The 13,543-nt window shown below is 60.9% G+C and carries 10 protein-coding genes; 5 read left to right on the forward strand and 5 right to left on the reverse strand.

The annotated features are described in order from the left end of the window. Window positions 1-98: 98 nt before the first annotated feature. Genes OIL88_02540 through OIL88_02560 form a run of 5 tightly spaced genes read right to left on the reverse strand, consistent with a single transcriptional unit; the run spans window position 99 to window position 8,170 of the window. Window positions 99-2,969, reverse strand: coding sequence for an FtsW/RodA/SpoVE family cell cycle protein (locus tag OIL88_02540; GenBank protein ID HJI71252.1), 2,871 nt, complete (start codon window positions 2,967-2,969; stop codon window positions 99-101). Window positions 2,970-2,985: 16 nt separating this feature from the next. Further along, entirely contained in the window at window positions 2,986-4,890 is a 1,905-nt protein-coding gene (locus tag OIL88_02545) for a Stp1/IreP family PP2C-type Ser/Thr phosphatase (GenBank protein ID HJI71253.1), read from the reverse strand. Then, on the reverse strand, window positions 4,887-5,303 hold the full coding sequence (locus tag OIL88_02550) for an FHA domain-containing protein (protein HJI71254.1): 417 nt from the start codon (window positions 5,301-5,303) through the stop codon (window positions 4,887-4,889). Before OIL88_02550 ends, OIL88_02545 begins: the two co-directional genes overlap by 4 nt. Before the next feature lie 6 nt (window positions 5,304-5,309). Further along, window positions 5,310-6,320: a DUF3662 and FHA domain-containing protein gene (locus tag OIL88_02555; GenBank protein ID HJI71255.1), complete on the reverse strand. Its 1,011-nt coding sequence runs from the start codon at window positions 6,318-6,320 to the stop codon at window positions 5,310-5,312. Next, window positions 6,317-8,170, reverse strand: a complete 1,854-nt coding sequence (locus OIL88_02560; protein HJI71256.1) for a serine/threonine protein kinase — start codon at window positions 8,168-8,170, stop codon at window positions 6,317-6,319. The genes OIL88_02555 and OIL88_02560 overlap by 4 nt, the downstream gene beginning before the upstream one ends. A 439-nt stretch (window positions 8,171-8,609) precedes the next feature. On the opposite strand from OIL88_02560, the gene OIL88_02565 reads away from it, so the two are divergent. The 5 genes from OIL88_02565 (at window position 8,610) to OIL88_02585 (ending at window position 13,541) form a co-directional block, all read left to right on the forward strand. Next, window positions 8,610-10,748: a LuxR C-terminal-related transcriptional regulator gene (locus OIL88_02565; GenBank protein ID HJI71257.1), complete on the forward strand. Its 2,139-nt coding sequence runs from the start codon at window positions 8,610-8,612 to the stop codon at window positions 10,746-10,748. Window positions 10,749-10,857: 109 nt separating this feature from the next. Then, window positions 10,858-11,190 carry a hypothetical protein gene (locus OIL88_02570; protein ID HJI71258.1) on the forward strand — a complete coding sequence of 111 codons (333 nt, stop codon included), beginning with the start codon at window positions 10,858-10,860 and terminating at the stop codon, window positions 11,188-11,190. Between the two features lie 82 nt (window positions 11,191-11,272). Further along, the gene (locus OIL88_02575) at window positions 11,273-12,064 is read left to right on the forward strand and encodes a hypothetical protein (protein ID HJI71259.1); all 792 of its coding nucleotides are present in this window, start codon (window positions 11,273-11,275) and stop codon (window positions 12,062-12,064) included. A gap of 38 nt (window positions 12,065-12,102) precedes the next feature. Beyond that, window positions 12,103-12,900: a hypothetical protein gene (locus OIL88_02580; protein HJI71260.1), complete on the forward strand. Its 798-nt coding sequence runs from the start codon at window positions 12,103-12,105 to the stop codon at window positions 12,898-12,900. Between the two features lie 29 nt (window positions 12,901-12,929). Next, window positions 12,930-13,541: an ATP-binding cassette domain-containing protein gene (locus OIL88_02585; GenBank protein ID HJI71261.1), complete on the forward strand. Its 612-nt coding sequence runs from the start codon at window positions 12,930-12,932 to the stop codon at window positions 13,539-13,541. Window positions 13,542-13,543 lie beyond the last annotated feature (2 nt).

A 13,543-nucleotide genomic window follows, 5' to 3' on the forward strand; every position in this document is an offset into this window, starting at 1 on the left:
TGTGTAGTACCTACGATGTGGCCGCTGGGGCCGTGTGGCGCGTTGCCGCTAACTCTTCGGCCGCGGCGCGCCTCGGGTGTCCGATTCGATCATGGACATCACGCTCCCTGTGCGGCAAGCGCCGCGGTCAGGACGATACCGGCGATCTTGGCGGCCTTGACGTCATGCTTGTCGTAATCCTCCAAGGCCACCGAGATGGCGACCGTGGGTGAATCGTAAGGCGCAAAGCCAACGAACATCGAGTTGACGTTGGTGCCGCCGGTCTCGGCCGAGCCGGTCTTGCCGGCGACCTTGACGCCGGGGACCTGGGCATCGGTGCCGGTACCGGACTGGACGACGGCGAGCATGGCCTGCTTGACCTGGTCGGCCGTGGCGGAGCTGACGGCCTGACCCAGCGAGCGGGACTGCGTGGTCTTGACCACAGTTCCGTCCGGGGCGAGTACCTGGGCTACAAAGTACGGGTCCATGACCACGCCACTGTTAGCGATGGCGGCGGCAATCACGGCGTTTTGCATGACGGTGGTCTGCGGCCCGGGCGTGTGGTCCATGCCGACAGGCTGGCCGGCGCCGGCCCAGGCGGTCTCCCACTCGGTCATGAGCGACGGGTCGGCCATGATGGAGGCAGCGGAGGTCAGGTCCTGGCCTAGCTTTTGGCCGTAGCCAAAGGCGTTGGCAAACTGCACGAGCGTGTTTGCGCCAACTTCGTTTGCCACCTGGCCAAAGACGACGTTGGAAGACACGGCAAAGGCCTGCTGCAGGCTGATGGTGCCGTAGCTCTCGTTGGCATAGTTGGTGACCGGCGCGTTGCCGATGTCCATGGAGCCGGGCGCCTGGTAGGTGCTGGTAAGGCTGGCGGTGCCGGTCTCGAGTGCCGCGGAAAGCGTAACGACCTTAAACGTGGAGCCCGGCGTGTACAGCGCGTCCATGGCGCGATTGTACATAGAGCCGTCCTCGCCGCCGCCCGCCTGCAGCAGGGCGTCGATGTTGGTGTTGTCGTAGGTGGGCGAGCTGGCACATGCGAGCACCGCGCCGGTACGCGGGTCGATGACCACTACAGCGCCCTTAAAGCCCTTGAGCGCCTGCTCGGCCGCCGTCTGGATACGCGAGTCAATGGTGAGCTTGGCGGTGTTGCCCGGCTGGGTCTGGCCCGCGAGCGACGCGATGGCGTTGTTCCAGCTGGAGTAATCCTTGGAGCCGGTGAGCGTGTCGTTCATGACGCTCTCGATGGCGGTGGTGCCATACTGCTGGCTCACGTAGCCAACCACGTGCGCTGCCAGGTTGCCGTTGGGGTAGGAGCGTACGTAGGTGCCGTCCTCCTGCTGCAGCGACTCGGCCAGCGTCACGCCGTCGGACGTGATGATGGAACCGCGCTGGATGTACCTGGAGCGGGCGATGGTGTGGTTGTTGGTCGGCATGTCCTGATAGTCCTTGGCCTTAATGACCTGGACATAGGTGAGGTTGCCGATAAGGATGGCGAACAGCGCCGTAAAGGCGAGCACCGCACGGGTTAGACGGTTGGCGAGCGCAACGCGGCCGAGCACGCCGGATTCAGGCGTGTCGAGCAGGCGACGGCGCATGCGCGAGCCGACGGAATGGCTGCCGCTGCCGTAGGAAGACGAGGTGGCAAAGCGCGTGCCCGTCGGGGCGGCGGCAGATGCGACCTGATCATCGGTGATGGCGGCCATAGTGCCGGTGCCGGTAAGCTCTGCCTCGCGTCCGGTCGCCTCGTCACCGGCGCGCAGCAGGAGCGCGACGATGATGAAGCTTGCCAGCAGCGAGGAGCCGCCCTGGCTCATAAAGGGCAGGGTGACGCCGGTCAGCGGGATCAGGCGGGTTACGCCGCCCACGATCAAGAAGGCCTGGAAGCTGATGGCGGCCGTAAGGCCCGTGGCGCTAAAGGCGGCGAGGTCGGATTTAGCGCGGGCAGCTGTGGTCAGGCCGCGAACGGCAAAGAGCATAAACAGGATGAGCACGGCGCCGCCGCCCAAGAGGCCCATCTCCTCGCCGATAGCCGAGAAGATAAAGTCGGACTCGACGACAGGGATGTTGTTGGCCATGCCGTTGCCGATGCCAACGCCGACCAGACCGCCATCGGCAAGCGAGAAGAGCGACTGGACGATCTGGTAGCCCTGGCCCTGGGCGTCCTTAAACGGATCGACCCAAACTTGGAAACGCACCTGAACGTGAGACAGGAACTTGTAGGCGCCCACGGCTCCAACGGCTAAGAGCGCAAGGCCGATAACGACATACGAGAATCGTCCCGTGGCAACGTAGAGCATCAGCAAGAAGATGGTGTAGAACAGCACGGCCGAACCCAGGTCGCGTTCGAAGACGACGACGAGCAGGCACACACCCCACACGGCAAACAGCGGCAGCAGCAGTCGCAGGCGGGGGATCTTAAAGCCCAGGATCTTGCGGTTGGAGATGGAGAGCAGCTCGCGGTTCTCGGCCAGGTACCCGGCCAGGAACAGCACGATAAAGACTTTGGCGAACTCGCCGGGCTGGATGGTAAAGCCCGCGATGCGAATCCACAGCTTGGAGCCCGAGATCGTGGTGCCGATAAAGATAGGCAGCATCAGCAGAATGATGCCGATAATGCCAAAGGTGTACTTGTAGCGCATGACTACGTCGAGGTTCTTAACCAACGCGAGCGTTCCCACCATGAGCGCCACCGAGACAAACAGGATGATGAGCTGTGAGATGGCGAGAGCGGGGGCGAGGCGTGTCACGAACGTGATGCCGATGCCCGAAAGTATAAATACGATGGGTAGGATGGCGGGGTCGGCGCCGGGCGCCAAGATGCGCACGGCGATATGTGCCGCGGCGAAGGCGGCAAAGAGGCCGATCGGCACCGCGAGCGTCTCAAAGGAGATGGCGGCGCCCGCGGTGAGCACGTACATCGCATACAGCAGGATGACGGGGAACGCCGAGGCGATGAGCAAGAGCAGCTCGGTGTTGCGGCGACTCATAAGCGGCACTCCCTTTCTAGTTCTTTTCGGAGGCTTCGGCCTCGGCGGACTGTTCGGCGGTTTTCTCGGAATCTGATTCGGAGGTCGATCCCTGATTGGTGTTGTCGCGAATCGTTTGCGCGTCGATCACCTGGCGGGTCTGCTCTTCATCGATCTGGTGGCGGTACTTGGATATCGTGTCCTGCGCATCGTCGACACTTGTTTGCGGAATGCCCGCCTTGAGGCGGTTTTGCGTGTCTTCGGGCAGGTCGGACAGCTTGATGCTGGTTTCGCTTTCGAGCCAGTGGAGCTTGAGTCCGAGCGGCTTGCCGGGAAGGCCGCGCCAGACGGCGACATTGCCCTGGTAGGTACCCAGGTAGTACGAGCCGGTGACACCCGTGTAGGCCCAGATGCCAGCTGCCAGCACAAAGACGAGGGCCAGGATGGCGGCGATAGTAATGTTGCGGCGACGCACGCGTTGCGCCTCGCGCATAACGCCATCGTCAACCAGGTCAACGACTACTACGGTCACGTTGTCGTGGCCGCCGGCGGCAAGCGCCGCGTCCACTAGGTTGTCGACGCAGATTTGCGCGGTTGAGGACTGCGTGGCGATGTTCTCGATATCGCTATCGGGAATCATGCTCGAAAGGCCATCGGAGCACAGAATCAGGCGGTCGCCTTCCTCGATGTGCAGGGTAAAGTGGTCGGCATACATGGCGGGATCCGAGCCCAGCGCGCGGGTGATGACCGAGCGGTTGGGGTGGACGCGGGCCTCGTCGGCCGTAATCTCGCCGGCATCCACGAGCTCCTCCACGTAGGAGTGGTCGCGGGTCACGCGGATGAGCGTGCCCTCGTGGAGCAGGTAGGCGCGCGAGTCGCCCACATGGGCGATGGCGAGCGTGTCGTTTTCGATGTAGGCGCAGGTGGCCGTGCATCCCATGCCGGGTTTGCCCAGGCCGTTGAGGGCGGCTTCGATCACGGCGGCGTTGGCGGCCTCGACGGCTGCGGCCAGGCGCGCGGCGTCGGCGGACTGCGGTGCCGTCTTGGCGATGGTCTCGACGGCGATGGAGGATGCCACCTCGCCGGCGGCGTGTCCTCCCATGCCGTCGCACACGCAAAAGAGCGGCGACTGCACCAGATAGGAGTCCTCATTGTGCGGGCGTACGCATCCGACGTCGGAGCGGGCGCCCCACATAAGTTGCGTGGTGGTACCGGCGTCGTAGGTCGAGTCGGTCTCGATGCGCTCGTCGGTCAGCGGCTCAAAGCTCATGGTCGAGCCGGGATCTTTGAGCTTTGCCTCCACGGCGGCGACATCGATCTCGGCGGTGTCGCCGGGGGAGACGGTGTCGGCATCGTTGCCCGACTCGGCGTCGGAGACGTCCGGAAGGCCGAGATCTTCGGTTACACGGTCGGCGGGATCGCCGTCCTGCTGCGGCGCGACAGCCGTCGGCTCGGGGGTCGCAAAGTGCGACGGCGCGGGCGTGCTCTGGGGTTGAGCGGAGGGCTCGGGAGCTGTGGCGGGCGCGGCAACGGGCCGCTCGACTTCGGCAGGCGTTGCGGGTGCGGGTGCCGCCTCGCTTGCCGGGGCGACGGGGAATACCGGCGCGGCAGGCTCGGGGGCTGCAAACACGGCAACGCTCTCGTTCATCGCCTCGGCGACGGGCTCGGCAAAGTGAGCCGGTGCGGGCGTTGCCTTCGGTTCCGCGGGCTGCTCGGCGGTGTGCGCGCCGATGGGGGCGTCGAGCAGCCCGGTGTCGGCGTCCTCGTCATCGTCATCGACGAGTGCCGGATATTCTTGAGTTACATGCGAAAGAGGCAGGGAGAACACGGTGTCCTCGGGCTCTACGGTCGCAGGGCGCGCCGGAGCGGCATGAGCCGGCGCAGCTGCGGGGGCAGTCGGCGTCTCGGGCATGGTTGCGGACTTGTTCTCCTCGTCGATCATCGACGGTTCACCTTCATGACCACGTCGCCAATCTGGACCTCGTCACCCTCGCGCAGCGTTGCGGGCTCCACCAGCTGACGGCCGTTAACGAGCGTGCCGTTCAACGAGTTGAGGTCCTCGATGATGAGTGCCGGGCCCTGCAGCGAAAAGCGTGCGTGCGAGGCCGAGACAAACGGTTCGTTGATGCAGATGTCCGAGGACGGCGAGCGGCCCACGATGACGGGGCCGAGCATGTCTACATGGATGCCACGGATGCCGCGCGGACCCTTGTCCACATCGATCGTCCAGATAGCGGAGTCGCGGCGCTGGCCGCGTACGAGTCCCACGCCGGTTTTCATGACGGCGAACAGGAAGATGTAGAGCAGGGCGACCAGGACGATGCGGCCTGCAAAAAGGACGATATCGATGTTCATAAGCGACTATCCCCTAAATTCAAAGGTGCTTAGGCCAAACGTCAGCAGGTCGCCGTTGCGCAGCGGGCAGCGCGTGATGCGGCGGTTGTTGACGAGCGTGCCGTTGGTGGAGTTGAGGTCCTCGATCGACCAGTCCGAGCCGGTAAAGGTGAGCTGGGCGTGACGGCGCGAAACGTTGGGGTCGCGCAGGGCGATGTCCGAAACCGAACGCTCGCGACCGATGGTCACCTGCGCGGAAGTGATGCTATGGCTCTCGCCGCTCACGACGTCGACGAGCTGGGCAAGCGGGCGCTGCGGGGCGCGAGAGCTTGCCATGTTGGAGGCGATGCTGGCTGCGGCGCCCAGGCCCACGGCGGCGCCGGTCGCGGCGGCTCCGCCCATGCCGGCAAGCGCGTCGCGCGAGACGGTTTGTGGCACGGGAATGGGTGCGGCGGCGGGGTCGGGGACGTTGGGCGCAAAGGGATCGGCCGCGGCGAGCGGGTCGGGAGCGGCGGCACGGGGCGCCGGCTGCTGGGGCATGGCGGCGGGGTGCTGTTGCTGTGGAGCGGCGAATTGCTGCTTGCCGGCGCGGGGAGCGCTGACGGCGCGGCTTGCGGCCGAGTTGTTCTGGCCCAGGCCATTCTGGTAGGCGCGCTCTTCCTCGTACAGGCGACCGAGCGTGGGGGCGTCGACGTTCTCGGCAAAGACCGAGAACTTACCGGCACGCAGCTGCGGGTCGATCATAAAGCGAACGAGGGGCTCGCCGACAAACACATAGTGGCGCTTTTCGGCCTGTGCCTTCACAAACTCGCGGACTTCGCGCGAAAGCTCAGGGTAGAACGGGGCGAGCATGGGATCGTCGTCGACGGCGATCAGGATGGTATAGAGTGCCGGCGCGGTGTTGACGCCGTTGATCACCAGAGTCTGATCCTCCATGTCGCGAGCGGCCTGCTTGGCAAGCTTCTTAAAGGAGAACGGGGCACGGGTGGCACCGAAGATGCCGGCCACGTGGTCCTCGAAGATGTTCAGGAAGTTCACGAAAGATCACTCTCCGTATAGGTTCTTTGGTATCCGAGCAAATATAGGCATATCCCAACGATTATAGAGGATAGGGTTCCCGCAACCGCCGCCTTGACGACGACCGCGGCCGCAAGGCTGGCAATTTCCATATGGTGTGCAAGACAGAGCGACGCCGCGGAGCCTATTCCGCAGCCGGCGATGGCAGCGATTGCAGTCAGGTTCGAGCCCTGCTCGGCATGCTTGGCATGGGCGTTGAGCAGCAGAGATGTCAGTGCAGCTGTCGCCGCGACGAGCACAATGGCGGCCCAGGAGAGCATGTCTCCCAGCGCCGCGGCAACATTGCCGAGCCCCAGCACGCCTCCGGCGGAAAGCGCAACCGTAGCCAGGCGGCCAAAAAGCGCGCCCATCCCCGTGGCGGCCGCGGCGCTTGCCGGGCCGAGCCAAAAGGCCGCGATGCCGGCGGCGACCCCGGCGGCAAGGAGGGCGTCGCCCGTTAGACAGCCAAGTGCCACCGCGCAGGTGAGCGCGGCGCTCGCGGCGGCCTCGGTGCGGCCCCAGGCGATCCACCAACCGGACATGGTGGCGGCAAAGAGCACCGCGACGGGCAGCATCGACAGGATGCCCTGCGCCTGCATAGTGGCGTTGGCTATAAGTACCAAAAAGCCCACGGCCGAGATAGCCGAGCCAATCTGCGGGGCCAGGCCGGCGGCCGCCCCAATCGCGATGGCCGCGGCAATGAGCCCGGGAAGCGCCGCGACGCCAGCCGTTTGCATGATCAAAAAGCTAAAGGCACCACACGTTAGCGCCGAGATGGCGCGCATGGTGTAGCTGCGCGCGTGGCTCCAGCGCGTGCCGGCCCAGCCGAGTGCGGGGTCGACCTCGATGGTGTCATCCTCATAGGGCAATGATTCGATATCGTCTGCCGCGCGCTCGTCATCCGAAAGCTCGCCCACCATTTGCTCCAGGCTGCGACGGCCCTCGCGCACGCTGCCCAGACCGGCAAGGAGCTGGTCGCAAAATGCCTCGATGCTGTTGGGGCGGTCTTGCGGCATGGGGGAGAGCGCGCTCATGAGCGCAGCCTCGGCTCCCGGGGGAAAGTGCGGGATGAGCTCGCTGGGGTAGGTGGCACCGCCGATGATGCGGCCGAGCGAGTCGCCGGGCGTGGCGGCCATAAAGGGAGCGCTGCCGCACAGGCCCTCGTAGATCACACAGGCGAGGGCAAAGACGTCAGCGCGCTCGTCAACCGTGCCAGTCTCGATGTCGAGCTGCTCAGGCGGCATGTAGCCGATGGTGCCGCCGCGCGAGCCGCCAAAGCCACCGGCAGACGATAGCCGCGCCATGCCAAAGTCGGTGAGCTTTACATTGCCCGAGTGGTCGATGAGCACGTTGGCGGGCTTAATATCCAGGTGGAGCACACCGTTGCTATGGGCGAAGGTGAGCGCCTGGCCCAGCGCGTCGGCAATGGCCGCGGTCTCGTCAAAGGTGAGCGAATGGCCGTCCACGCGATGCAAAAACTCGGCTAGGGACATGCCGTCGACATATTCCATGACTAGGTAGGCATAGGCGGTGTCGTGCGTAAAGTCGATAACCTGCACGATATTGGGATGTTGAAGCATGGCGGCGGTGTGTGCCTCGCGCAGGACATCCATGATGTCGCTGGCGGGCATGCCGGCGCCGTTGATAAGGGGGATGCGCTTAATGGCGACGCGGCGGCGCAGGTGCGTGTCGCGGCAGATCTCGATGGAGCCAAAACCGCCGGTCGCAAGTGTCTCGAGCGGTTGGTACCGCTTGAGCAGCTCGCGAGAGCTGGTGCCCTCCAAGGGAACGTCCGGCGAGAACCGGGCGGTATGTTGCGAGAAAAGCGGCATGGCCAACCCTCGTGCGTTTAAAGTTCGTTTGCGAGCGGCGGGCGCGGGGCCGAGCCATTCGCGGCGGCATAGATGCTGCTAGTGTAGCACGCTCGGGTGCATGGTGAAGGTAGCGGGGCGAGGTGGCCTATCTGGCTTGGCCTTCGTCTCGACCCATCCGGAAAGTGCGCCCCAGTTTTCAGCAAAATAATGGGATGCGCTTTCCCAACGGGGCAGGCTGCGGAAACTGCATCCCAGAATATTGGCCCAGAATGGGATGCAGTTTCCGAATCGATACTCAAAAGGAAAGCGCATCCCGCTTTGATGCGGGGACTGCGGACAAAAGCTGGACCGTGATCTGGGCCGGATTGGAGTTCGCCTGAATCGTTGATGCTGGCTGGTGTGGGCGCGGAGATAAACGAGCGGATCGAGCGATATAATGACACGCTATGGAGGCCATATGCTCTTTTCCCGCCGTTCTGCTACATCTGCCTGTGCCATTGCGCTTATCGTAATGGCGGTTACTCCTTATCACCGGTTTTCATCTTCAATCGGCCTGGCATCAGGTGCGATGACTTGGCTCGTTATCCTTGGTGCATGCCTTGCGGCGTTTGTTCATGGTGCTGCGCTCCGCAAGGGGAGAGAAATAAGGCGGCCGGGGTGCCTTGGCGTCATCGGTGTTTTCCTCGGTGTTATTGCAACGGTTCCCGAATGGGCCGACCTGGTTTTCTATGCTCGCGGAGATTCTATTCCATTCGTGTTTGCACCGATCTGGCTGCTGCATGGCGTTTCGTGCGCCTCGTGCTTTGTTGGGTCGCTGCTCCTCTCATATGTTATGTGGGATACGGTGGGCTCTCCTTTGACGCAGGGGGCGACGTGGGCTGACGAAAGAGAAGCTCGTCACCCGCAGGACGCGATTTTTACAGAAACAATAGCCGCCCTGTCTTGCCTGCTGTTTTGTTGTCGAGTTTCATGGAGAGTCGTTCCCGAGCCATGGGGGATGTCCCCTGTAACGGCCGTATCAATTGGCTTAGTGCTTTTAATTCCTCTGGTCTATCTCGTGTTGGCTGTGGCCCCGCCGCTTTGCTGTCTCCGCGCCTTTGGTCGGGGACAGAGCGACGTGTTTGCCCGTTCTGTGCTCGTGGCAGTCCCTATTGGTCTTGTTCCGGCTGTCGAGGCGGCATACTTCGCAAGCGATGCCGCGATCATTGTATTGCTTGCGATGGGGTCCGCTATTGCTGTTGCCTTCGTGTGCACGTTGCTAAGGGGGGAACGGGACAACAATCCGGATATTGCCTGCGCGTCCGACCCATTCGATGCGGGAGTGTTTTCCCCTGCCCTGTCGCCTCGAGAAGAGCAGTTTGTTCGACTGCTGCTCAAAGGGAAAACGCCGGCGGAAATTGCCAGGGAGACGGGTACGAAGCCATCGACGGTGCGAACAACGCTTCACCGAGCATACGGGAAGGCGTCGGTTGCGGGCTCACGCGAGCTCGTGGCGTTGTTTGCAGGTGAGGGTGATGCTGTAGGGCCTGAGCCGCTGCAGCGGCATGCTGACGATATGCTGGTATCAGCTCGGACGCGCCGGCTGTTTCGATACCTGCTCACATCATTTTTCATCCTCCTTGCGGCGGGTCCCTTGGTAATGGCGGATAGCGATTGGGGGTCCGGTGTTTCGTGGGCTGTCGCCTTTTCTCTTGCAAGCTATGCATTGGGTCTCGGACTGTTTCTGTCGCTACGCTACACGGGTGGAAAACCGAATCGTGAAGCTGATCTGGATAGAGCGGATGGGGCGATTGGGCTTGGAAGCCCGTGCGTGTGGGCGATACTGTCTGCCGTGGAATGGGCTTTTGTTTATATCGCGGCATGGAGGTGCATACGCGATCCGTTGATGGCTGCACCGGTCCTGTTTTGCGGCATAGCGTCTATGGCTTCGCTCGCTGTTAAGCTGCGCCCGTTTAAGGTTCATGCCCATACTCGGGCTATCGTGCCGTTGGTCTCAATGGGCATGGTTGCCTTAATCTATGCGGTCGCTAGGGGGCGAATCCACGGGTTTGCGGTGCTGACGGGGATGCTGCTCACGTATATAGTGCTGCGAAGCTGTCCGCAGCGCAAAATGCTTGGGGTATGGATGCTCTGCTTTGGGGTGACGGCTCCTGTTTGGGTTGTCTTGCTCAACATGGTGCAGGATCTGACGGTTTTCGAGCCGTTGTTCCTCGCGTCGTTGTTGGGGCATAGTTCGGCTGTCAATGTCGTCGTGGCAACGGTGATCGTCTGCTGGTCTGTGCCCATATTCGTCACGCACATCGCGCTCGCCCGCTCGGTTGAGGACGAGAAAGCCGTCTTGGAGTACCGCGCGAACGGGTCCACCGAAACAGCCCGCGTGCGCCAGCTGGCCCTGCTTATGTCTCGCTCCCTTTCTAATGTTCAGTCGCAAATCTTGCTGATGACGGCAGAGGGCGCAACGACAAAGGCTATTGCGGAGGATGTCGGTTACGCTGCATCTACGGTGCAAGCACTGCGGTCTGCATCTTACCGCCAGTTGAGGATCAAGAATAAAGCGGAACTTGTTTCATTGTTATCGCAGGTAGATAACGTGTAAACGCCTGAGCAATCAACTCAATAGCGGGTGTTTACAGACATCTTTCTCTATTCATGCAAAGGTTGCCGTGCGTCGACGCATTGTTAACCGCTTTTGATTGGAGAAGGCCATGATTAAGCCAAGGAGCGCTATTGCTCGAATCGGAGTCGGGTTGGCGATTGTTGCGGGTTTGTCGATGGGCGCACCTGCCGCATCATTTGCTCAAGAGGAGTTTGACACTTCCCAGGTTTCTAGCATTTCGCAGAGCGCGGATGCCGGAATTGCCACATGCAAGAACAACATAGATACAGATTTCGCTTTTCAATGTTCTGGCACGAGCGCAACCGGCTATCGCCAGAAAGAAGATCCATCTTCAGTCTACATTCTTGGCGCGATCGGGATGGGGCCGGGCACTGTCGCTCGGCTCCATCCCATCGATGGGAGGATGATGACATTTGAATAGAAATCTAATGCGGCACGAGTTGTCCAAGATATTTGGCAATCCTATATTTGCGTTGGCTCTTATTTTGGCGACTGCCATTTCGATGGCAGCTGCCATCGAGGCGTGGTGGACGCTCGAAATTGAGCGCAAGCAGCTGTTATCTTTTGGCTACGGCATTGGTCTGCAGTCTCAGACATACCTCGGCCAAACGCGTGAAAGTAGCTTTGGCAACTGGATTGTTGTGAGCGCGAACGCGCCGTTGTTGGCGTCGGTGTTTTTCTATTCGCTGCCGTTGCTTGCCATGTTGGCCGGGTCGTGGTCATGCCTGTCCGAGCGTTTGAGCGGTTACGAGGCACAGATCTGCACGCGTGTTTCTAGAAATGCATACGTGAACGTGAAGATGCTGTCTGCTTTCCTCTCTGCGTTTGCGGTCACGGCTATTCCGCTACTCGTGAACTTTCTGATTGTCTCCATACTGTTTCCCGCGTATCTCCCCCGAGTCGACGAATCGACTTACGTCGGGCTCTATCTGCATAGCTATTTTTCCGGCCTGTTTTATTCCCGGCCTCTGTTATACGTGCTGGTTTATACGCTGTTCGATGCGGTGGCGCTGGGGGTTCTATCCATGGCCGTGACCGGTCTGTCGGTTGTGTTCCGCAGCAGAATCAAGGCGATGGTCGTTCCATATCTGATTATGGTTGCATGGCACTTTGTTAACGACTGGATTTTTAGCGTCCTTTCATGCGTCGGCTTTAACTGCAACATTCTTAACAGCATCAGGTCGGAATCACTAAATAACTGGCCCGACATCCGAGCGGGGGTTGCGGAAATCATCTTGCTGTTCGTCTTTTCTTTGGTTTCCGCGAGATTCTTAAAAAGACGCGAGGTGGTCTGATGCTGTTTAGGCTGGTCGCCGCGGACCTGAGGACCGTTTTGAAGAAGAACATCATCACTTTTATTGCGGTTGCGGCAGTGACCGTTGCAAACTTGGTGTACGCCTACGGATTGTCTTCTGTGTATGGGGTCAGGACGGATACCTTGGGGTTTGCGGATAATCTTGCGCTCGTGTTTGCCGGATCTGCTCCGTTTGAGCCTAGGCCCGGGGTCATGTTTGTGCCTCCGTTAGGGTGGCTATTCCTCATTCTGCTTATTCTCTATACAACACTCGATTATCCGACCGAATCGTTGCACGGGCTTGGTTTACAAGCACTTGTTCGATGCCGGGCAAGAACCCTTTGGTGGGCCTCGCGTTTTATCTTGGTGGCGGCGGTAACGGCATTTTCACTGCTCGTGGTGGTTTGCTCTGTTGTGATTTGGAGCTTGGTGGTGAGCTCCTCGTTCAGCGAGGTCATTCATGGCGAGTCGCTTCAGCTGGCTAATTTGGCGCCGTGGTTTCTCAAAGCTGCCGAGGCAGATGCGCTGCCGTTTTTCATAGGTCTCTTTCTTGCTTTCGAGGCGCTTGCGTTTGCGCAGGCAGCGGTCGGGTTTGTGCTTGGGCCGTCAGTCTCGTTTGTGGTTTTAATGAGCTACCTGATCTGCTCGGCATATGCACGACATTGGGCGCTATTGGGTAACGCCTTGATGCTGTTGCGCTGGGGCGGAATTGTCAAAGAGGGAATCGCGGCGGGCTCGAGCGTCTTGTCATCAATTGCGATTATGTCGTTATGCCTATCGCTGGGCGGACTGTGGTTTCGAAGGGCAGACCTTATAGAAAAGGGGGACAAGATATGAGCGTAATCGTTAGGGACATATCGAAGCGTATGGGTAAAAACGTTGTCCTGCGCAATGTGTCTATCGAGGTTGCCCCTGGGACTGTGGTTGGGCTTCAGGGGATAAACGGTTCGGGCAAGACCATGCTCATGCGAGCGGTCTGCGGATTGATTAAACCCACCGAAGGCGAGATCTCAATCGATGGTCAAAGGCTCGGAGTTGATATCTCGTTCCCGCCGAGTCTGGGGATGTTGATCGAGGCGCCTTCCTTTTTGGGATATCTGTCTGGCTACGACAATCTGGAGCTCATCGCTCAGATCAAGGGCGTTGCTACCCCCGAGGACATTCGCTCTGCCCTGCGGCTCGTGGGGCTCGATGCAGACGAAAAAAAGAAGTTCCGAGCATACTCGCTTGGGATGAAGCAACGTCTGGGGATAGCTGCGGCAATTATGGAGAAGCCGAAACTGCTTGTTCTCGATGAGCCAACAAATGCCCTCGACGAAGCGGGCGTGGAAATGCTCAAGCGCGTTGTGGCGATGGCGGCATCAGCGGGTCGCGAGGTTATTCTGTCCAGCCATGACGGAGAGGTGCTCGAGGAGCTGGCCGATCGGGTTTACTGCATGCGCGACGGTGCCGTTGTGAACGTTCGGGAAAGGTCGTGAGC

The organism is Coriobacteriaceae bacterium (assembly GCA_025992855.1).
In the GTDB taxonomy this organism is placed as follows: domain Bacteria; phylum Actinomycetota; class Coriobacteriia; order Coriobacteriales; family Coriobacteriaceae; genus Collinsella.